This window comes from Lacticaseibacillus camelliae DSM 22697 = JCM 13995 (assembly GCF_001436615.1).
Lineage (GTDB): Bacteria > Bacillota > Bacilli > Lactobacillales > Lactobacillaceae > Lacticaseibacillus > Lacticaseibacillus camelliae.
Genome location: NZ_AYZJ01000023.1, coordinates 69,985 through 90,045, shown reverse-complemented (window position 1 = coordinate 90,045; position 20,061 = coordinate 69,985). Strand labels below are relative to the sequence as shown.

The window sequence follows — 20,061 nt, the reverse complement described above, 5'->3', positions numbered from 1 at the left end:
GCAATGCTTTTCCAGGGCCACTTTGCTAAAGTGAAAGTAACCGCTTTAGAAAGGAGCCCACAATGCGCAAACGGCACTGGCACCTCTCCGCCCCGCAGGCGATCCTGGTCAGTTTTGCTGCGATGATCGCCCTTGGCACGGCGCTATTAGCGCTGCCTTGGGCCAGCCAAAGCGGCCAGTCAAGCGGCTGGCTCACGGCACTGTTCACCGCCACCAGCGCCAGCTGCGTGACCGGGCTCGTGGTGGTCAACACCATGCAGCAGTGGACCCTGTTCGGCCAACTCGTGATCCTTGGCCTGATTCAGCTGGGTGGCATCGGCTTCATCACTGTCGTCACCGGCAGCCTTCTGCTCTTCCGCCGGCGCATCGGCCTGCGCCAGCGTTTGGCCATCCAGACCCTGTTCAATCAGGACTCACTGGGGGGCATGAGCAAGCTGGTCCGCCAGGTCCTACGCTACACGGTTGTGATTGAAAGCGGCGGCGCGGTCCTTCTCACCGTCGGCTTGCTGACGGCAAATCGCGGTTACACAGTGGGTGAAGCGCTGTGGTACGGCGTGTTCCACGCCGTCTCCGCTTTTTGCAACGCTGGGTTTGACGTTATCGGCCAAAACTCCCTTGCCGATTTTCAGGACAGCTGGCTCATCAGTCTGACCGTGATGGCCCTGATCACGCTGGGCGGGCTGGGTTTTCCCGTCCTGTACGAACTCAAACGCATGGTGAAAAACGACAGTCGTCCCCTGCGCCGGCGCGTGCATCATCTCAGCGTCAACGCCAAGCTGGTTTGCCTGACCAGCGTGCTCCTGACAGCGACCGGGACCTTGCTTTTCGCGCTGCTGGAGTGGCACCAATGCGGTTCGCTGGGTCGCCTGACCACCCCGACCAAATGGCTGACGGCGGCATTTGAGGCCGTGACCCTGCGCACGGCCGGCTTTGCGACCTTCGACCAAGGCCAGCTCACCCCGTTAAGCAAGCTGATCGCCTGCGGGCTGATGTTCATCGGCGGCTCGCCGGCAGGCACGGCCGGTGGGGTCAAAACCATCACGCTGGCCCTGCTGGTTGCCGCGGTGGTCTCGGGGCTGCGCGGCCACGCCGGAATCGTGATTTTTGGCCGCCGAATCCCGCTAGCACTGCTGCAACGGGCCCTAGCCGTGTTCTTCGCGCTGTTCGCCGTGATTGCCAGCGCCGTTTTGGTCCTCCATTTCACGGAAGCAAACAGCGTCTTCCGGCCGCAGCTGCTCGACCTGATTTTTGAGGCGACCAGCGCCACGGGCACAGTCGGGCTCACCACCGGCCTCACGCCGTACCTGTCGACAGCTGGCAAACTCACCATCGCCGCCTGCATGTTCATCGGCCGGCTGTCACCGCTGACGCTTGCGATTGCCCTGAACGCCCGTCAATCCGGCGCGACCCACCCCGCCGACTACCCTGCTGCCACCCTTTTCGTCGGCTGATTGCAGAAAGGAGCCCGCAATGAAAACCGTCCAAGCTCGCACGTTCGCCATCTTCGGCCTCGGCCGCTTTGGTACCAGCATTGTCGCCCACCTGGCGGAAAACGACGTCGAGATCCTCGCGGCCGACCGCAAGCCGGCCCGCGTTGAGGCGGTTGCCGACCAGGTCGATCAGGCCGTCGTCGGGGATGCCAGCGACGACGGCTTTCTTCAACGCGTCGCCATTGAACACTTCGACGTCGCCGTGTTTGCCATGGGCGAGCAGTTCGAGGCAAGCGTCATGGCCACCATGATGGCCAAGGAACGCGGCTGCCGGCGCGTTGTGGTCAAGGCGCTGGACGCACGTCAGGCCAAGATCTTGACCCGGATTGGGGCCGACCAGGTCGTGCTCCCGGAAGTGGAAATGGGGGCCAAAATCGCTCACACGCTGGTCAACGCCAATATTCTCGATGTATTTGATCAAATCCCCGGCGTCAACATCACCGAGCGCCGGCCTGACCCCCAGTGGGTGGGCAAGACCCTGGCCCAGGCGGATATCCGCCGCACCGCCGGTCTCGAGATCCTGGCCCTGATCCGCGCTGGCCGCCCTCAGATTCCGGTGGCGCCTAGCACCATTTTAGCGGCAGACGATGTGCTCCTAACGGTGAACACCAAATAGCAAACGGCCCCACGCCTGGCGAAAATCGCCGGTGTGGGGCCGCTACTTTTGAAAATTATTTTGACCGGGCAGGTGTTACTTGGCTGCCTTGCGCGCTTCTTCGCACGCCTTGACGATGGACGGGTTCTTTGAGTGGCAGTCCTCGATCATTTGCAAATCGGCTTCGCTCAGCTTCAAGTCATATGTCATGTCGTTTACCTCGCTTTGGTTTTAAAGATATTTTTACTGTACCACGATGACAAACAGTTGCAAGCAGAACGTGAACACGCCAGGCCCGCCACCCTATTGACACCGCCGCGCCGGTTGCCCACACTGGACGTAATTGGGTTAGGAGGCTTTGGCGTGGATTGGCTGCTCATTCTCATCCCCGCGTTTTTCGCGGCGCTCGTGCAAGGCATTACCGGCTTTGGCTCGGTGATCATCATGATGATTTTCTTCCCGGCAATTTTGCCCATCGCCGAGGCAGCAGGACTGGGCGGCGTGATCATGCTGAGCTGCACCGCCAGCTTGGCATGGCGCTACCGAAAAGATTTTCACTTCAAGCAGGTGATCGGTCCGTTCCTGTTCTACGCCACTGTGGCCACTTGGTCGGTCCATCTCGGTAAGCTGCTGGACACCCATGTGCTGCGGCTGATGCTGGGCGTGCTGCTGGTCGCGCTTGCGCTGTACTTCATTCTCGCCAAAAACGCAGGTGACCGGCGCTACCCCTGGTACATTGCGGTTGGCTTCATGGTGATCTCAGGCTTTTTCAACGGGTTGTTCGGCATTGGCGGGCCGCTGATGGCGCTGTATTTTCTCTCGCTGTCGACCTCGGTGCCGACCTACATGGGCAACCTGCAGGGGTTCTTCCTGATGGACACGGTTTACATCACCAGCGTGCGCGTGGCTTCCGGCATCATCACGGCCTCGGCCATCCCCTACATCATCGGTGGCATCATCGCGGCCACCCTGGGCACGCTGGTCGCCTCTCGCTTGTCAGCTAAGTGGAGCCTGGCCCAGATCAAGCCGCTGATTTACGGCTTCATCGGCCTCAGCGGGCTGTATTACCTGTTCTTCTGACTCCGTTGCAACGAAAAAGCGCACCAACCAGCTCCGTCCTTCAGTATAGGGGCGTGCTCGGTTGATGCGGTTTTTACCGTCTGGTGCCTCAAAACACTACCACAGATGCGTCATCGGCCCGACCATGTACAGCCCAAAGGCCATCACCAGCAGGCACAGTGTCGTGGCGATCACCCGGTACCAGCCGTGCATCCGGTATTTATCCGGCAGCGCCTTGGCTTCGAGCAGCAGCAGGAACCCCAGAACAATCGGCACGAGCAGCGCGTTGATCACCTCGACGGTGACTGCCAGATCCACCAGCTGAATGTTCGCGAGCACCAGCACGGCACCGATCACATGCGCCCCGATGTAAATCAGGTAAAAGCCCGCGCTTTTGCGGTTGAACGGCTCGTTCAAACTGTGCGGCCAGCCAAGCACTTCGGTCAGCCCCCAGGTGCCGGCTAAGGCGACCACCAGGGCGGCGACCAGCGACCCGCCCAGCAGGCTGGTCCCAATCAGTAGGTAGGCCGGCAGCCGACCCAAGTAAGGCGCTAGTGCGCCGGCCATTTGTCCCACCGTCGCAAACGCACCGCTGCCGCCGTGCTTGCCTACGGTTGCCGCGAACGTCACGATGAACACAATCATAATCGCCTGCGTAATCAGCGTTCCAACCGCAGTGTCGCGGCGCTCTTGGGGAATGTCCGCCGGGGTCAGATGCTTGTCCACTACTGCACCTTGCTGGTAAAACAGCATCCATGGCATGATGACCGCACCGACGTTGGCCGCCACGAGGTAAATGTAACTGCTGCTCTGCCAAGGCACCGTGACCAGGCCGCGCATCAGATCACCGAGCTGCGGTTTCGCCATGACCATGGCGATGACAAATGCAAACTCAGCCAGGCCGACAATGACGCCGATTTTTTCCACCCGGCGATACTCACCTAAAAAGGCGATCCCGACCAGAAACGCCGTCGCGATCGGAATCGTGATCCACTTAGACACACCAAACAACTCGCCAACGCCAGCGATGCCGATGAACTCGGTCAACAGCGCCCCGACGGCAGAAATTCCTAACGTCGCAGCCGCGAGCCACGCCCAGCCGCGGCCAAAATACTGGCGGATCAGCGTGCCGTGGCCTTCCTGGGTGACAATCCCCAGCCGCACGGTCATTTCCTGCGCCATGAACAAGACCGGGATCAGGACCAGCTGCGGCAACACCATGGTGTAGCCCCACTGCGCCCCGGATTGGGCGGCCGTGATGAGGCACCCCGCGTCCGTATCGGCCAGCATGACCAGCAGGCCAGGGCCCCAGACGGCGAGCCACCCCCGACCACGTCTAGCCGTTTTTGATGATTTCTCATTTCTTTCGATAATTGCCACTCCGCTCCTGGCGGCCAATGCCGCGAGTCAAAACATAGGCTCATTGTACTACGAGACCACCGGTCATTTGGAGCAAACATCAACAATTGCGGCGGCCCCCGGGTACCCCTTTTTTGCTTACAAAACCGCGCCAATTGCGCTACACTGAAGTGAATTTAAGTCTCCGCAGCGTTTATTGCGATCGTCTACTACCAATAGATGGAATAACCGTTCCTGCAGTCATTCCAACGAAGGTGGTATTTTTTATGCAATCAAACACAGTTCCCGTTAAAACAAAGGTCTCGATTCTGGCCGCTGGCCTGTTGTCATTCATCGGTATTCTGGTGGAAACGTCAATGACCGTCACGTTCCCCACCCTGATGCGTACCATGCACGTCAGCCTAGCGACAGTGCAGTGGCTGACCACGGCCTACCTGCTGCTCGTGACCATCGTGATGAGCAGCACGGCCTTTGTCCTCAAGCGGTTCACCTTTCGCCGCCTATTCTTCTTTGCCGACCTGATGAGCCTTGCTGGCACGATCACGGCCATGGTCGCGCCTAACTTTGCACTGCTGCTGGCGGGCCGCATGCTTCAGGCCGTTGCGACCGGGATCGCCACCCCACTCATGTTTCAGCTCGTCTTCACCCGCATCCCCTTCAAGCAAATCGGGCTTTGGACCGGACTGGCCAGTGTCATCGTCTCGCTGGCGCCGGCGCTTGGTCCCACGTATGGGGGAATCTTGACCAGCCTGTGGTCCTGGCGTGCCATTTTTATTGGCATCCTGCCAGTGCTGGTCGCTGCCACCCTGCTCGGCGCGTATGGCCTGCACGGCGCGGCGCTGGGCACTCAGGGTCAGCAGTTTGATTTTGGGGGCCTCGCGCTGCTGGGGATCACGTTCACCAGCCTGGTCTGGACGCTCAACCTAGCCGGCACTCACGGCTGGATCAGCGCCAATTTTGGCATGAGCATGTTTGTCGCGATGTTGTTGGTCGCCAGCATGACTTGGTACGCCCGCCGCGGTCAGCGCCACCTGTTTGATTACAGTATTTTGAAAAATGGTGTGTTGCGGCAGCGCCTGCTTCAGTACTTCGGCCTCCAGCTGATCAATATTGGCCTGTCGTTCGTCCTGCCCCTGTTTGCTCAAGACGTCCTGCACGCATCGCCGATGAGCGCAGGCTTGATGCTGCTGCCAGGCGCTTTAGTTGGGGCCATCGTGGCGCCGCTTGCCGGTAAAATCTACGACCGCCGCGGCGCCACGATGCCACTCTTAACCAGTGCCAGCCTCGCTGCGCTGGCGATGCTGCTGTTTGCCACGCTGACTCACCACTTCACCATCGGCGTGATTGCCGCGCTTTACATGGTCTTGCGAGTCGGATTCAACAGCGGCTTTGGCACCGCCGTGTCCGACGCCAGTCTGCAAGTCGCAGGCCCGCAAAAAGCGGATCAAAACTCCATGTTCAGTATGATGCAGCAATTTGCCGGCTCGCTAGGCACGAGCCTGATGTCTGCGGTAATTGCCGCCAAGACGCTGCACTCGAGCACCATCGCGGCCACCGTTAACGGCAGCCAAATAGACTTTTGGCTCCTGTTTGGGGTCGCCGTTGCCATTCTGGGTACCGGACTGTGGGTGGCCAAAAAGAAAAAGACCGGACTTTGATCAGTCCGGCCGGTCATACATACTCAATGTGATTCGCCTGGCACCACCGCTTAGCCAGCTGCTGATAAGCAGTGCCCTGAAACTCGTACCATTGATCTACCAGCCCCAACGCCTCGAGTGCGCGCCGAAACCGCCGAAACACCCCATGACCATGCAGGGTTTGTTCGAGTTGCGGCCGCTGCAGAGCAGTGGCGACCTCGTCGGTAAACCGGGTCATCAACTGGTAATCATCCCTTTCGTACTGCGTCGGCAGCGTGACATAACGCGCTTCGTCCGCTTCAAAAGGGGCCTCTGCTTCGTCGTCATCGGGCACCCGGATGATGGTTTCCGTCTTGCGGTCGTAAAGAAACTCTAACTCATCATCAGTCATCTCGATGGCCTCACTGACCGCACCTAATTTGATCGGCATCAAATCGCCTTCTTTGCTAATTGTCAGCCCGCGCACGCATCAGCCAGGTCTGCCAGATCAGCACCCCGGCCATCAACACCGTGAAGGCCAGAATATACACGGGATACAACCCGATGGACACCGCGCCGGCCAGCAAGCCAAACAGCGGCGGCGCAAAGGTCGAACCGACATACGCCGACGCCATTTGCAGCCCGATCACCGCCTGTGAGTGGTCCGCGCCAAAGGAGTGCGGCGTTTCGTGAATAATCGTCGGGTAAATGGGCGCACACCCCACGCCGAACACCACGAGACCAACCAGCGCGGAGATAACCGGCAGTGGCAACAGAATCAGCAGGACCCCCACGAGCATGATCCCCGTGCCGAGCCCCAGCATCCGGCGGTCACCCAGCTGATCGGCGATGATACCCGACAGAAAGCGGCCCACCGTGATGCCAATGTAAAACAGCGCGGCAAACCGCGCGGCCGTCGTCACGGCGACCCCACGGGCCTGAACCAGGTAACTGGCGGCCCAGATGCCGGCAGTGGCCTCCAGGGAGCAGTAGGCGAAAAAGGCGACGAGGACCTGCTTGACGCCGGGCAGTTGCAACAACTGGCCAATCTTCAACGGTGCGCTGGCTCCCTTTTCACTTGCCGCGGTTTGCGGTTTGGCCCACAGCGGGAGACTCGCGATCAAGATAAAGGTCAGCACCACCTGGATGATGCCGATGATGCGATACCCGGACTGCCACCCCAGCTGGTGGGTCAGGGCGTAGCTCATCACGTTCGGGCTGATGGCCGCGCCCACACCCCAGAAGCAGTGAAGCCAGTTCATCTGGCGGCCCTTGTAGTGCAGTGCGACATAGTTGTTCAGCGCCGCATCCACGGCGCCGGCTCCGAGCCCGTACGGCACCGCCCAGACGCAAAGCCAAATGAAACTGGGCGACAGCGAAAAGCCAAACAGTGCAAGCGCAGTCGTCGCCACACTGGCCGCCGTGACCTTGCCCGCCCCAAACCGTCGCGTCAGGCGGTCCGACATCAAGCTGGAAATAATCGTGTCTGCCGAAATCAGCATGGTGATGATCCCGACGTAACTGGTTGGCACGCCCAGTTGCGTGTGCATCGCCGGCCACCCGGCCCCAATTAAGGAATCAGGCAGGCCCAGGCTAATAAACGCTAAATAAATGATCCCCAACAGTAAAGAAAACATATGCCCCTCCGTATGCGTCAATACTGGTAATTCTAGCGGAGTGGCAAGCAGTGTCAACGGTTTCAGTGTGACTACTTCGTCACTGGTGTCATGATGGTGGGACGAAAAGCCCCTTATCCCCACGGGCTTTACCATTTGTTTCACCTGAAACCATCATCGCATCCCCATGATATCGGTCTTCCGGGCATGCTAAACCGGGCGAGCAGAAAGTTGAAAACGGTTGGTAAATCCAGACCACAGTGAGGTGTACGGATGCACATGAATCACTCACCGATGGGAAGGAAGTGCCTGATTGTCCGTTGCTGATGCGATAACGCTTATGTTTAGTACTTCGAGTTTCATCTTGTCTTTATCCACCTGACCATCGTCATCACCCAAACAATCGGCGGCAAGAAAAAGACCGCTAAATTTCTGGCAGGAGGTTTAGCGGTCTTCGACTATTCAAACTAAATGCCAACCGTCTTTAGCGGTCTGCAGGGCGACGTGCTGAATGGCGTGCCGCCTTTTCGATACTCAGAGAATAACATGGGCGAAACTCACGAGAGAAAGAAAATCGCAGAAGCATCCTCTATCTCAAGCAACCCGCCTGCTTGATGACGAATGCGCGTATCTGGCGTCCTTAGTCATCAACCTCAACCGTCGAGTTTTCCCCGCCGATCGTGACTTCCGCCTGCTTAAAACTCAGGGCGAAGAAGTCAGAGTGCGCGGCGTACTTCGCAGTTTGCGGGTACTTCGCGTTGTACAAGGCCAGCTGCTCAGGGGTTGGGTCGATTTTCTCGACCGTCGCCTTGCGGACGCGGGCCACATCATTGCTGCCAAACTGCGGCGTCGCAAACGATGCCTGACTGTGTTTGCTGATTTCTGCAACCTTTTCCGCGTTGGCGGCCGTCATGAACAGCTCCTGGTTGTTGGCTTTATCGTAAACGCCGAGGACGATGCGGACATCCGGCGCGGTGCCGTCTTCCGTCAACGTCGCAACCGCAATTTGTGATGACGCGTTAAAGATTCTCTCTAGATCTTCTGTATTAGCCAAAAAAATCCCTCCAATATCAGTTACATTTTCGGGCGAGCTTCATTCGTTCGTCTATATAAATGGTAAGCGGTTACGTCGGAGAATACAAGCGTCGCGGCCGCCGTGTCACATTCACTAATCGAGCATCTTGGGGCTGCTAGAGACCAAATCACTTATGGTACGGGCTCCCGATCTGAATCATGAACGCCCGGTAGATCTGCTCCATAAGCACCAGCCGCATCAACTGGTGCGGCATGGTCAGCTTGCCGAAGCTCAGCGTGTCATCGGCGCGCTTCATCACGGCCGGCGACAGCCCCAAAGAACCCCCGATGACAAACGTGATATCGGAGTGGCCGTATGTGCCGAGGTCCTCAAGCTCCTTGGCGAACACCTCACTGGCGCGCTGCTTGCCTTCGATTGCCAAGGCGATGACCCACTCCTTGTCCTTGATTTTGGCGAGGATCCGCTCGCCCTCAACCTCTTTGACATGCGCCATCTCCGCCTCGGATAGCGACTCCGGGGCTTTTTCATCGGCGACTTCAACAATCTGCACCTTCGCAAACTTGTCCAGTCGCTTGCGGTATTCGGCAATCCCGTCCTTAAAGTACTTCTCTTTGAGCTTGCCGACTCCAATCACTTTGATGTTCATACGCGTCACCCCTCAAAGCAAGTATACCCGAAACCACCGCCCGTCAAAATGGCCGCAGTGTTCATTACTCAAGGACAATGTAACGATTTATTTGGTGTTTTTTACACACCACCCATGACATTGTTCATGGCATGTCTTGTTGCTATGAAAAATTGAAATGCCCACATTTCGGCTTTTTGTTGCCGTTTCTTACACGTTTTTTCCCTTCACATGCAGTTTTTTCAATCTTCGGTCTTTACACGAGTTTTACACGGTCCCCGTTATACGGTCCGCAAAATAAGCGCAAAATAGAAGAGTTGAGTCACTTTTGGAGCGTGTAAACTTATGACTGTAATCAAAAACATTGCAAAGGACCGGGTGCTGCAGATCACCGCGTTCCTAGTAGTGCTGAGCTTGTTCGCGGCCAGGCCGAAGCTTGCCGATATCAGCTTCGATACTCTCTGGTCGATCCTCGGGATGATGACCGTCATCCAAATCTTCGAGTACCTGCATGTCCTTGATTATTTTGCCTACCGTCTGACCAGTTTGGCCGCTGATTCACGCCAGCTGCTACTGATGTTTTTGGGGCTCGCCATCGTCGCCGCCATGTTCTTGACCAACGACGTCACGGTGATCACCCTCATTCCGCTGTACCTTGAAATCGCCAAAAAATACAAGCTGCCTGAGATCCTACCAGTCACACTGATCGGGATGGCGGCCAACTTTGGGAGTGCCTTCACCCCGTTTGGCAACACGCACAACATTTTCCTGATGAGTCACTACACGATTGGGATCGGCGAATTCTTCAGCTGGTCGATCCCACTGCTGATTGCGTCGATCATTCTCCTGCTGGGTTTCACCCTGTTCGTCAAAAAAATCCCTCTGCCCGCCGTCGGCTTCCAGGATATCCACATCCAAACGCGGCCGACAGTGATCACCGCAATCGTGGCACTGTTCATTTTTGCCGGGGTGCTCAAGTTTATCCCGTCTTATATTGGCGCCGTTGCGGCGATCCTGCTGGCGGTGCTTTACAACAAGACGATTATGAAAAAAGTCGACTACGCAATTGTCCTGACCTTCGCCGGCTTCTTCGTCATTGTGTCCGTCTTGCAGCAGTTGCCGTGGGTGGTCAACCTGATCTCTGGGCTGGTCAGCTCGCCGCACTCCGTCTTCCTGACTTCGATCCTCACCAGCCAGCTAATTTCTAACGTGCCGTCGACCGTGCTGATCGGGAAATTTACCCACTACGCTGCGGCGCTCTTCCTGGGGTCCAACATCGGGGGCCTGGGCTCCGTGGTCGGCTCAATGTGCAACCTGCTGGTGTATAAGGAATACGCCACTTGGGGCAATCACCATGCCGGCAAGTTCCTGATCGGCTTTCTCGCCTTCAACGTGATTGGGCTGATCGTCCTAGCCGGCATGGGCTGGCTGATCCTCGATTTTGTTTACTAAATGAAAATGTGCTTTACTTCGTCGCGGCTCACCGCGACTTTTTTGTCCTGTTTTTTAAGAGGAATGGCGCGAACTATTGTATTTTTCCCTGACAGCAGCTTATTAGTTGCGGTAAGAATGCCGAGTTAGATAAGCTAAAGTTAACCGAAGCTATTATTTTAATTCGCAAGGAGGACATTATGGGAAAATATGAGTCCGATGCCAAGCAACTCCTCACAGCGCTGGGCGGTGCCAAGAATGTGGCATCATTCATGCACTGTGCCACACGCATGCGGTTCGTCCTCAAAGACGACGCCTTGGCGGATAAGCCGGCCATCGAAAAAATTGGGGCCGTGCGCGGCATGTTCACGAACGCTGGACAATTCCAGGTCATCATCGGCAACGAGGTCCCGGAATTCTACAATGATTTCGTCCAAGTCTCCGGCCTGACCGGCGCCAGCAAGGAAGACACGAAGGCCGCCGCCAAAACACACCAGAACGTGGTGCAGCGCGCGGTAGCCACGCTGGCCGAGATTTTTACGCCGCTACTGCCCGCCATCATTGTCGGTGGGTTGATCCTCGGCTTCCGAAACATCCTGGAAGGGGTGCAATTCGGCGGCTCGACCATCGTTGAACAATCGCAGTTCTGGAGTGGGGTCAACGCCTTTCTGTGGCTGCCCGGCGAAGCCATTTTCCACTTTCTTCCGGTCGGCATCACCTGGTCGATCACCCGTAAAATGGGCACCACGCAGATCCTCGGGATCGTGCTGGGGATCACGCTGGTGTCCCCGCAGCTGCTTAACGCCTACGCGGTGAACAGCACGGCAGCCGCTGACATTCCGTTCTGGGACTTCGGCTTTGCCCAGGTCAACATGATCGGCTATCAGGCCCAAGTCATCCCCGCCATGCTGGCCGGGTTCATGCTGGTGTACCTGGAACGCTTCTTCCGCAAGCACATCCCGCAAGCCGTCTCGATGATTTTCGTGCCGCTGTTCTCACTGCTGCCAACGATCCTGATCGCGCACGTCGTCCTTGGCCCCTTCGGCTGGTGGGTCGGCGACGGGCTGTCAAACATCGTGAACGCCGGCTTGACCAGCAGCTTCAGCTGGCTGTTCGGCCTGGCCTTCGGGCTGCTGTACGCACCGGTCGTGATTACAGGGCTGCATCACACCACGCTGGCGATCGACGCGCAGCTCATTTCCACCTATGGGTCGACCAATCTTTGGCCGATGATCGCCCTGTCTAACATTGCGCAAGGCTCGGCGACCCTGGCGGTGGCGATCGCGCACCGGGGCAACAAGCAGGAGGAAGGCATTTCAGTGCCGGCGACGATTTCGGCCTACCTTGGCGTGACGGAACCGGCGATGTTCGGGATCAACCTGAAGTACGTTTACCCGTTCATCGCGGCGATCATTGGCTCCGGCATCGCCGGCATGTTCGTCACCATCATGGGCGTTCGCGCCTACTCGATCGGCGTTGGCGGCTTGCCTGGGATTCTCTCCATCGTGGGTCAGTACATCGGGATTTTTGCCATCGGCATGGTCATCGCCGTTGCCATTCCGTTCATTCTCACCTTTGTTTTACGCAAAGTGCCGGCGCTGAACAAGATCGAGGCCGTGGACGAAGCAACAGGCGAGATCATTGACGAAAATGACGCCCCTGCCCCACAGCCGCTGGCTACAACCATTGAAAGCCCTGAGTTTGACCGGCTATACGCCCCTGCAACAGGCAACGTGCTCCCACTGACCGCCGTCCCGGACCAGGTTTTTGCCCAGAACATGATGGGCGAAGGGTTCGCCGTTGACCCGACGGAAGGGCGCATCAGCTCCCCTGTGGTCGGCACCGTGACCGCAGTCTTCGACACCAAACACGCCATCGGGATCCAGATGCCAAACGGCCTTGAAGTCCTGGTCCACATGGGACTCGACACGGTGGCCTTAAAAGGGGCACCGTTCACGGTGCACGTGCAGCCAGGCGACGCGGTCCAACCCGGCACGCGCTTAGCCTTCATGGACATTGAGGCGGTCAAGGCCGCTGGCTATTCCCCAGAGGTGATCGTGGTGATCACCAACTCAGACCAACTCGCTGAATTCAGACTGTTGACCTCCGGCCCGCACGAAAGCGGCGATCCGGTGGCTGAAGCACAAACCGCCGCCCTGCCGGAAACGACGCCGCGTCCCAAAGCGGAACCGGCGTTGTAGCAAGCGCTGGACACCAAAAACCCGGATCACTGACGATCCGGGTTTTTCTGTGCGCCTGAGACTAACCGGTGGCGGGCGGCCACCGGGATCTGGCTGGCTTTCACGCGGCGCCACGACAAGACCGTCTGCCCCTTGCTGCGCACTGCTAGATAGGCATGCGGGGCCAGCGGTTTATCTGTTACTTGCAGCAGCAGCTTGCGTTCACGGCCGTCCCGGGAGTAGCTCGGCAGGCGGTAGCGATAATCGCGGCCACCATGCGCATTAGCAACCCATTCCACTGAGCAGCCGCCAGTGGCCACGTACACGGTTTCTTGTGGCAGGACAGGATTATACCGGTCCAACATGCCGGCCGCCTCTGTGGGCTGATCACGGGTGAATAGCGGCGCGCCAAACAAAATCACCGCCATAATGATCATCAGTGCCCCCACATTGCAGCATGCCCGTTTCATCCCACTCGCCCCTTTCACCCAATAGTTTACAGGGTGAAGCACTCTAACTCATGGGACTTGAGGTCGAGATGCGGATGGGCCTAGGAATGATTTTTTCAGCAAAAAGCGCCCGGTTCCGCACGAATGCGAAACCGAGCGTCATTTTGACTGCCTAAAGGTCTTCGCCGCGACTGGCGATGACTTTTTTATACCAGTTGAAGGAGTCTTTGCGGCTGCGTTTCCAGCTGCCATGCCCCTGATCATCGGCATCGACGTAAATGAAGCCGTAACGCTTCTTCATTTCGCCGGTGGACGCCGAAACGATGTCGATGGCACTCCACGGGCAGTAGCCGAGCAAGTCGACGCCGTCTTCGGCGACCGCCTTTTCCGCCTGCAGCAAGTGGTCGGCCAGGTACTTGATGCGGTAATCGTCGTGAATGCTGCCGTCGGCTTCGACCTTATCGAAGGCGCCAAAGCCGTTTTCAACGATCATCATCGGCTTGTGCCAGCGCGCCGTCATCCAGTTCAGGCTGTAACGAAGCCCAACCGGGTCAATCTGCCAGCCCCAGTCAGAACGCGGCACGTAAGGATTCTTGGTGTCATTTTTAAATTCGTCAAAGTCCATATCCGGATTATCGTCGCTGTACTTGACCACGGCGGAGTTGTAGTAGGAAAAGCCCACAAAGTCCGCGGTGCCGGCCTTGATGATGGCCTCGTCTGCCGGCGTGATACCAATGTCGTAGCCTTTCTTCGCCCAGTACTTCTTGAGCCAAGCCGGGTACTCGCCCAGCGCCATGACGTCACCGAAGTAGTAACGGTAATTCATCGCGCGCTGGCAGTACATCACATCTTCCGGCCGGGCGGTCAACGGGTAAATCGGGTTGAAGGCGATCATGTCGCCGATTTGCAGCGTCGGGTCGATCGCATGGCCGATTTGCACGGCCTGGGCCGCGGCGACAAACTCGAGGTGCGCCGCCTGAAACATTTTTTCTTCCCAGTTGTCGCCCTTGCCTAGAATCAGACCGGAGTTTTGCAGTAGCGGGTGCGGGTCGCGCCAGGACGTCTGGTTGTTGATCTCGTTGAAGGTCATCCAGTACTTCACCTGGTTGTGGTAGCGCCGGAAGCAGGTCTCGGCAAACTTGGTGAAGCAGTCGACGACCTTGCGGCTGCCAAACCCGCCATACGCCTTGACCAAGTGCAGCGGCATCTCAAAGTGCGACAGGGTCACGATCGGCTCGATGTTATACTTGTGCAGCTCCGCAAACAGGTCATCGTAAAACTTCAGGCCGGCCTCGTTGGGCACGTCCTCGTCGCCGTTCGGATAGATCCGCGTCCAGGCGATGGACGTCCGAAACGCCGTCATCCCCATTTCGGCAAACAGCTTGATGTCTTCTTTGTAGTGCGAGTAGAACTCGACGCCCCAGTGGTTCGGGTAGACCTGGCCGTCTAAGACCTGGTCATCCTCAATGCGAGCCACGCCGTTTTCCCCGGCGCGCATGGTGTCGGCAATGCTGACACCCTTGCCGCCTTCCTGCCAGCCGCCTTCAGCCTGGTGCGCAGCAATCGCGCCGCCCCAGAGAAAGTCTTCTGGCATTTTGTATCCTTTTGTCATTGGTCTGAAACTCCTCACGTTTATCTATAATTGGGCGCATGAGTGCGAAGTGCGTCCGGCTTCTAACTGGGCTCTGGCGGCTAATCTCCGGGCTAAGACCGCCAAGCCTGCGCACCTTCTAACTGGGCTACGAGTTCGCAACGCGGGAGTGGTTTGATCAGCTTGTAGCGCTTTGCGCGTACAAGCTGACATGCGGCAGCAGCTACGCTCAGGGCCTCGAAGCCAAAGTACGGCTTCAATGCCCTGAGCTAGGCTACCCATCCCGCTCAGTTCGCGAACCCTGCGCACCTTCTAAAAAAAGCCGGAACATCGCTGTTCCAGCCTTCACCGTGCAATGCGAAGATTAGTTGTCCTCGACTTTTTTACCATCAAGGCGCTTGTAAAGGTCAACGATCTCACCCGCAAGATCACGGAACGTAATGCTGGTCATCAAGTGGTCCTGTGAGTGGACCATCAGCAGTGTGACCGTGGCGTGCTCGCCGTTAGCTTCGGCAGTCAACATCTTGGTCTGTGAGTTGTGCGCATCAACCAAGAAACCGTCAGCTTCTTTAAGCTTTGCGTCGGCGGTTTCAAAATCGCCCTTCTTGGCTGCCTGGATCGCCTCGAAAGCGGAACTCTTCGCATTCCCGCCGTTCAAAATGAGACCCATGATTGCATCCATGTTTTGATCTTGTTCTTCTTCAGCCATTGTCTTCTCCAATCATCAGTATCTCTAAGCTCAGAAAGCGGTTGCGGTTTCCCGTAGACTACTTGCCAGCTTTTTCGATTGAGGACAGCGCTTCTTTAAGCACCTTTTCGCCGTTCATCATGCCGTAGTCCTGCATGTTGATGACTTCAACGGGCAGCTTGCCGTCAACTTTGTTTTGGAACTGGCTGAGCAGGTAACGAACCTGAGGCCCGAGCATTAAAATGTCTGGGTGTTTCGTCTCCAGTGCGTTATCAGCGTCAGAGGCAGCGGTTGCAAAAATGTCCGCTTCAACACCTTCAGCCGTTGCGGCCTTCTGCATCTTCGAAACCAGCAAGCTGGTGGACATACCAGCAGAGCATACCAACATAATAGTTTTCTTGTCAGCCATAATTAAAACTCCCCTTTGTGTGAGTACAAATTTTGCGGCTAGAAGTTTAACCGCTTTCATTGCTACAATGCTATAATAATACGTGGGTACGAAATAAACAAGTCCCATGACTTAAAATTTGTTTGGGAGGGGCAACTCATGTATCACGAAATCGCGGAAAAACTGCTCCAGGCGATTCAGGCTGGAGATTATCAAACTAAATTACCGACGGAGCAGGAGCTGATGAAGGAGTATGGCGTCAGCCGCAACACCATCAGACGCGCCATCGATGTCGTTTACCAGCATGGGCTGCTGCGCCGCATTCAAGGCTCCGGCTACTACATCAACAACGTCCAGCTTCAAGGCTCGATGACGATCAATCTGTCCATCGGTGCCGGCAAGTCATTGGCCAAGCGCGGCCCGTTGACCTCCAAAGTCGTCACTTTTGACCGGGTGCAGGCCAGTGAGATCCCGCTTGCCCAAACGATGAAAATCCATGATGACACCGAGCTGTGGCGCATCATCCGCCTGCGCTACCTCAACTCGGTGCTGTACTGCCTGGAGGAAGCCTACTACCTGCGTGACCAAATCCCGTTTATTTCGACTGATGCCTTGGACGATTCGATTTTTGATTTTATCAAAGAAACCTACGACATCGATCCCGAATCCTCAGACGACTTTCTCTCCCTGACCACACTGGGTCCGGATAAGGCCGACCTGATGAATTTGGCTACCGGCACCTCACTGCTAACGCTGGCCCAAATCAACTACACGCACAACAACGTGGTGTTTAACTTCTCCCAAACCGTTTACAGCTACCCGGGGCTGGACTTCTACTTCCATTCCGCACACCTCAGCAGCAACTGAGTGCCCTGCAAAAAGACAACAACGCCGCCGCGACTTCATCGATCGCAGCGGCGTTTTGTTATGCCTTGGCCGGTTCGTACATGTCGGCGTTGCGCCGGCCAGAACGGGCCCGCAGCGCGTACAAAATGGTGATCGTATCGACCACTTCCTGCAGCATCGCGCCAATGATCACCGGAATCACCCCGAAGGCGGCGATCAGCATCAGGCCGGTACAGATCCCAATGCCGATCCACACCGCCTCTTTGGCGATGCGCATCGTGTCCTGAGAAATGATCACCGCACAGGCCACCTTAGTGAGGTCATCGCGTAAAATGACCGCATCAGCGCTTTCGCTGGCGGCGGTCGCCCCGTGCGCGCCCATGGCGATGCCGACATCAGCAACCGCTAGTGACGGCGCATCGTTGACCCCGTCGCCGACCATCACCACCGGCCGCGCGTCTTTAGGCGTGTTGTCCAGTACTTTAATCTTGTCCGCCGGCAGCTGTTCGGCAAACACCTTGTCTACGCCAACTTGCTGGGCAACGTCATCGGCAATCGCCTGATTATCGCCGGAGATCATCATCGTGTTTGCGACGCCGAGCTCGTGCAGCGCACTGATCGTCTGCTTGGCTTCCGGCCGGATGCGGTCGGTGAAGGTGATCACGCCGGCGTAATGGCCATCAACGCTCACGTAAACCGCCGTGGTGTCAACATTCGCGTCGGTACCGGCAAAGTCGGGCTTGCCGACCTTGATCAACTTACCGGCAACTTCAGCCTGGACCCCTTCGGCCGTCACTTCTTCGGCGGCGTTAGCGCCGAGCAGTTTGCCGCTGCCGACTTCGCTGACCAAAGACCGCGCCAGAATATGGGTAGATTGCTGCTCCGCACTGGCCGCCAGCAGCAGCAGCTGGTTTTGATCGTAGCCTGGTTGCACTTGCACCTGATTGACAGCAAGCACGCCTTGCGTGATGGTCCCAGTTTTATCAAAGGCCACGGTTTTGGCCGAGGACAGTTTTTCTAGGGCCGTCCCAGACTTCACGATGATCCCGGCGCGGCTGGTGCGGCTCATCCCCGACACCATCGCGACCGGCGCCGCCAGGATCAGCGGGCACGGACTAGCCACGACCAGCACCTCCGCAAAGCGCAGCGGATTGCCCGTAACCGCCCATGCCACACCGGCGATCACGTACGCTAACACCGTAAACGGCAAGGCGTAACGGTCGGCCATGCGGACAAAATGGGCTGGCCGGGCCTCGGATTCCTTGACCAGTTGCACGATGCCTTGGTACTGACTGTCCTCGGCACGCTTGGTGACGCGCACGGTCAGGGCGCTGTCGCCATTGACCGTCCCGCTCATCAGCTCATCCTTGGGATTCTTATCCACCGGCTTGGACTCCCCGGTCAGGCTGGCCTCGTCGACCGTGCTACTACCCTCGATCACCACACCGTCGACCGGCACGACTTCTTGCGGCTTGACCAGCACAGTGTCATCCACATTGACGTCATCGACGGAGATGTCTTCCTGTTTACCGTCAACCAGCCGGTGCGCGGTCGTTGGCGTATTATCAAGCAGCTGCTTGAGATCAGAATTGGCCTTAGTCGCCGCAAAGTCTTCCAGCGCGTCGCCGCCGGTCAGCATCAGCAGCACGATCAGCGCACCAATGACGGTGATCACGATTTGCGCCCAGCCTGGTTGATGCAAGCCAAACTCCAAAATCAGCGCAACGATCCCGACGGTCACGACAGCCCACAAGCGACGATAATTTCTCAACGCACTCACTCCCTCGATTTATCTACGCTTAATTATAATAATTCCAATCTAGAAAGTCCAGTTAGGCGCGTTCCGTTTTTGTTTTTTCCGGCTCACATTCGATCACGATCGGCCACGCCACAGTGCCCTCAGCAATCAGTGCCTGTAGGCGGTTAAACAAAAACAGCAGCCAGGCAAACCCAATCGCAAAACCTTGAATCTCAAAAGCGGTCAGGCTCGGGTAGCCGAACAGACGAAAGCCCATGTTCAGCAGAAATTCGACCGCACCGATGCCGTAAGACGCCCACAGAAACTCCTTGGAGACCTCTGGCAGCAGCCAGCGCAAGCCAATAATAATGATCAGCACGATGGTCACCAGCATCCACGAAATTTGATCATGCAATAGGTGAAACTGCGCGTTGTTGGGAAAGATCCCGATGCAACCGAGATCAATCGCCGCCAGCGTTAACAGCGTTCGCAGTGTCGTTAACCGCCAAGATTTACGGTGCTGCGCGTTTAATTGGACAAATAGGTAATCGATCAGGCTGATCATGACCAGCGCCGTCATCACCAAGGTGAGGTTGAACTGCCAGGCGTTGGAGGCCAGCTTGGTCCCCAGGAAACTCAGGTTGTACTGCCACCACTGACGACTGCCGTTTGACGCCATGGAAATGACCGCCCCAGACACAATCACGATGGTGAGCAAGGTCGACAGCGTGGAAGCGTTGATCCGCAGGGCCATTTGAACCATGAACACATTGGCCAAGATCAGAAATATAAGCACCTGCAACACCGCTGTAAACGGATCAAATGTCGCGCCCGGAAAGAGCTGGCCCAGCACCCAAAAGGTCCCCAGCAGCGCCATGCCTAGGATGATGGCAAACGCCAGCATGATCACCGGGAAATTTCGCCAGTACACGGCCTTAGAAAACCGATTGTCCGGATCGTTGCGCGATTGCACAAAGAACCCGGCAAACAGGCCGATCCCAGTGACGACCCCAAAGCCGATGGTAAAACTGGCCACTGAGACATCCCCGGTCATTGGAATCACCCGTACGCCCAGATGCAGCCAGTAAAGGAAAATCACCACCGTTGAGATCAGGCTGACCACCAGCGGCCAGATGAACGCTTGCCGCCCTGACCTTAGCCTGTCCGCAGGCGCAGGTTGAATCACGATACGATCGTTTTTGATGGTCAGCTGCATCGGCGTATCTAAGTCCCCGTGCAGCTGAGCGTACACGCCGGCCGGCACTGTGACCTTGAGCTCACTTTTTTCTTTCATGACTGTCTCTCCCCTGTATCCTCTTCCCTCATCATACCGTAATGAACCGCAAAACGGGGC

At 57.2% G+C, this 20,061-nt stretch carries 18 protein-coding genes; 7 read left to right on the top strand and 11 right to left on the bottom strand.

Annotation, left to right across the window (positions count from 1 at the left end):
* The first annotated feature begins 62 nt into the window (after nucleotides 1–62).
* The 3 genes from FC75_RS04595 (at nucleotide 63) to FC75_RS04585 (ending at nucleotide 3,165) form a co-directional block, all read left to right on the top strand.
* Complete coding sequence (locus FC75_RS04595; protein ID WP_054661396.1) at nucleotides 63–1,451, top strand: TrkH family potassium uptake protein; 1,389 nt, start codon at nucleotides 63–65, stop codon at nucleotides 1,449–1,451.
* A gap of 19 nt (nucleotides 1,452–1,470) precedes the next feature.
* Complete coding sequence (locus FC75_RS04590) at nucleotides 1,471–2,106, top strand: potassium channel family protein (protein WP_054661393.1); 636 nt, start codon at nucleotides 1,471–1,473, stop codon at nucleotides 2,104–2,106.
* Between the two features lie 342 nt (nucleotides 2,107–2,448).
* Nucleotides 2,449–3,165 (top strand): sulfite exporter TauE/SafE family protein, encoded by a 717-nt coding sequence (locus FC75_RS04585; RefSeq protein ID WP_054661390.1) that lies wholly within the window; start codon nucleotides 2,449–2,451, stop codon nucleotides 3,163–3,165.
* 96 nt (nucleotides 3,166–3,261) lie between these two features.
* On the opposite strand, the gene FC75_RS04580 is transcribed toward FC75_RS04585, so the two are convergent.
* Complete coding sequence (locus FC75_RS04580; RefSeq protein ID WP_420843308.1) at nucleotides 3,262–4,518, bottom strand: NRAMP family divalent metal transporter; 1,257 nt, start codon at nucleotides 4,516–4,518, stop codon at nucleotides 3,262–3,264.
* Between the two features lie 251 nt (nucleotides 4,519–4,769).
* Here FC75_RS04580 and FC75_RS04575 point away from each other — a divergent pair, with 251 nt between their 5' ends.
* The gene (locus tag FC75_RS04575; protein ID WP_056989258.1) at nucleotides 4,770–6,161 is read left to right on the top strand and encodes an MFS transporter; all 1,392 of its coding nucleotides are present in this window, start codon (nucleotides 4,770–4,772) and stop codon (nucleotides 6,159–6,161) included.
* Nucleotides 6,162–6,174: 13 nt separating this feature from the next.
* Here FC75_RS04575 and FC75_RS04570 read toward each other — a convergent pair whose 3' ends face one another.
* The 4 genes from FC75_RS04570 to rlmH form a co-directional block, all read right to left on the bottom strand.
* Nucleotides 6,175–6,570, bottom strand: a complete 396-nt coding sequence (locus tag FC75_RS04570; protein WP_054661387.1) for a UPF0158 family protein — start codon at nucleotides 6,568–6,570, stop codon at nucleotides 6,175–6,177.
* Between the two features lie 16 nt (nucleotides 6,571–6,586).
* A complete protein-coding gene (locus FC75_RS04565) occupies nucleotides 6,587–7,756 on the bottom strand; it encodes an MFS transporter (RefSeq protein ID WP_054661384.1) in 1,170 nt (389 codons plus the stop codon).
* 619 nt (nucleotides 7,757–8,375) lie between these two features.
* Entirely contained in the window at nucleotides 8,376–8,789 is a 414-nt protein-coding gene (locus FC75_RS04560) for a pyridoxamine 5'-phosphate oxidase family protein (RefSeq protein WP_054661381.1), read from the bottom strand.
* A 148-nt stretch (nucleotides 8,790–8,937) separates the two neighbouring features.
* Nucleotides 8,938–9,417, bottom strand: a complete 480-nt coding sequence (rlmH, locus tag FC75_RS04555) for a 23S rRNA (pseudouridine(1915)-N(3))-methyltransferase RlmH (protein WP_056989257.1) — start codon at nucleotides 9,415–9,417, stop codon at nucleotides 8,938–8,940.
* 324 nt (nucleotides 9,418–9,741) lie between these two features.
* Between rlmH and FC75_RS04550 the strand changes: the two genes are divergently transcribed.
* Together FC75_RS04550 and treP are read left to right on the top strand one after the other, a co-directional pair.
* A complete protein-coding gene (locus tag FC75_RS04550; protein ID WP_056989256.1) occupies nucleotides 9,742–10,848 on the top strand; it encodes an SLC13 family permease in 1,107 nt (368 codons plus the stop codon).
* Between the two features lie 179 nt (nucleotides 10,849–11,027).
* Nucleotides 11,028–13,028, top strand: a complete 2,001-nt coding sequence (treP, locus tag FC75_RS04545; protein WP_056989255.1) for a PTS system trehalose-specific EIIBC component — start codon at nucleotides 11,028–11,030, stop codon at nucleotides 13,026–13,028.
* A 26-nt stretch (nucleotides 13,029–13,054) separates the two neighbouring features.
* Here the strand turns inward: treP and FC75_RS04540 are convergent, their stop codons facing one another.
* From FC75_RS04540 to FC75_RS04525, 4 genes are all read right to left on the bottom strand, one after another.
* Nucleotides 13,055–13,477 carry a DUF1093 domain-containing protein gene (locus FC75_RS04540; protein WP_082397637.1) on the bottom strand — a complete coding sequence of 141 codons (423 nt, stop codon included), beginning with the start codon at nucleotides 13,475–13,477 and terminating at the stop codon, nucleotides 13,055–13,057.
* 151 nt (nucleotides 13,478–13,628) lie between these two features.
* Nucleotides 13,629–15,068 carry a 6-phospho-beta-glucosidase gene (locus tag FC75_RS04535; protein ID WP_056989254.1) on the bottom strand — a complete coding sequence of 480 codons (1,440 nt, stop codon included), beginning with the start codon at nucleotides 15,066–15,068 and terminating at the stop codon, nucleotides 13,629–13,631.
* Nucleotides 15,069–15,411: 343 nt separating this feature from the next.
* The gene (locus FC75_RS04530) at nucleotides 15,412–15,756 is read right to left on the bottom strand and encodes a PTS lactose/cellobiose transporter subunit IIA (protein WP_054661375.1); all 345 of its coding nucleotides are present in this window, start codon (nucleotides 15,754–15,756) and stop codon (nucleotides 15,412–15,414) included.
* A 58-nt stretch (nucleotides 15,757–15,814) separates the two neighbouring features.
* On the bottom strand, nucleotides 15,815–16,144 hold the full coding sequence (locus FC75_RS04525) for a PTS sugar transporter subunit IIB (RefSeq protein ID WP_054661372.1): 330 nt from the start codon (nucleotides 16,142–16,144) through the stop codon (nucleotides 15,815–15,817).
* A gap of 138 nt (nucleotides 16,145–16,282) precedes the next feature.
* Here FC75_RS04525 and FC75_RS04520 point away from each other — a divergent pair, with 138 nt between their 5' ends.
* Entirely contained in the window at nucleotides 16,283–16,990 is a 708-nt protein-coding gene (locus FC75_RS04520) for a GntR family transcriptional regulator (protein ID WP_054661369.1), read from the top strand.
* A gap of 58 nt (nucleotides 16,991–17,048) precedes the next feature.
* Here FC75_RS04520 and FC75_RS04515 read toward each other — a convergent pair whose 3' ends face one another.
* Complete coding sequence (locus FC75_RS04515) at nucleotides 17,049–18,740, bottom strand: heavy metal translocating P-type ATPase (protein ID WP_054661366.1); 1,692 nt, start codon at nucleotides 18,738–18,740, stop codon at nucleotides 17,049–17,051.
* Between the two features lie 61 nt (nucleotides 18,741–18,801).
* Nucleotides 18,802–20,001, bottom strand: a complete 1,200-nt coding sequence (locus tag FC75_RS04510) for a hypothetical protein (protein WP_056989253.1) — start codon at nucleotides 19,999–20,001, stop codon at nucleotides 18,802–18,804.
* Between the last annotated feature and the right edge of the window lie 60 nt (nucleotides 20,002–20,061).

Bases quoted from the DNA above. Each gene is read 5' to 3' on its own strand.
- FC75_RS04540 (WP_082397637.1), bottom strand. From the start codon at position 13,477: ATGAAACGGGCATGCTGCAATGTGGGGGCACTGATGATCATTATGGCG.
- treP (WP_056989255.1), top strand. From the start codon at position 11,028: ATGGGAAAATATGAGTCCGATGCCAAGCAACTCCTCACAGCGCTGGGC.
- FC75_RS04530 (WP_054661375.1), bottom strand. From the start codon at position 15,756: ATGGCTGAAGAAGAACAAGATCAAAACATGGATGCAATCATGGGTCTC.
- FC75_RS04595 (WP_054661396.1), top strand. From the start codon at position 63: ATGCGCAAACGGCACTGGCACCTCTCCGCCCCGCAGGCGATCCTGGTC.
- rlmH (WP_056989257.1), bottom strand. From the start codon at position 9,417: ATGAACATCAAAGTGATTGGAGTCGGCAAGCTCAAAGAGAAGTACTTT.
- FC75_RS04575 (WP_056989258.1), top strand. From the start codon at position 4,770: ATGCAATCAAACACAGTTCCCGTTAAAACAAAGGTCTCGATTCTGGCC.
- FC75_RS04550 (WP_056989256.1), top strand. From the start codon at position 9,742: ATGACTGTAATCAAAAACATTGCAAAGGACCGGGTGCTGCAGATCACC.
- FC75_RS04565 (WP_054661384.1), bottom strand. From the start codon at position 7,756: ATGTTTTCTTTACTGTTGGGGATCATTTATTTAGCGTTTATTAGCCTG.
- FC75_RS04535 (WP_056989254.1), bottom strand. From the start codon at position 15,068: ATGACAAAAGGATACAAAATGCCAGAAGACTTTCTCTGGGGCGGCGCG.
- FC75_RS04525 (WP_054661372.1), bottom strand. From the start codon at position 16,144: ATGGCTGACAAGAAAACTATTATGTTGGTATGCTCTGCTGGTATGTCC.
- FC75_RS04520 (WP_054661369.1), top strand. From the start codon at position 16,283: ATGTATCACGAAATCGCGGAAAAACTGCTCCAGGCGATTCAGGCTGGA.
- FC75_RS04570 (WP_054661387.1), bottom strand. From the start codon at position 6,570: ATGCCGATCAAATTAGGTGCGGTCAGTGAGGCCATCGAGATGACTGAT.
- FC75_RS04590 (WP_054661393.1), top strand. From the start codon at position 1,471: ATGAAAACCGTCCAAGCTCGCACGTTCGCCATCTTCGGCCTCGGCCGC.
- FC75_RS04510 (WP_056989253.1), bottom strand. From the start codon at position 20,001: ATGAAAGAAAAAAGTGAGCTCAAGGTCACAGTGCCGGCCGGCGTGTAC.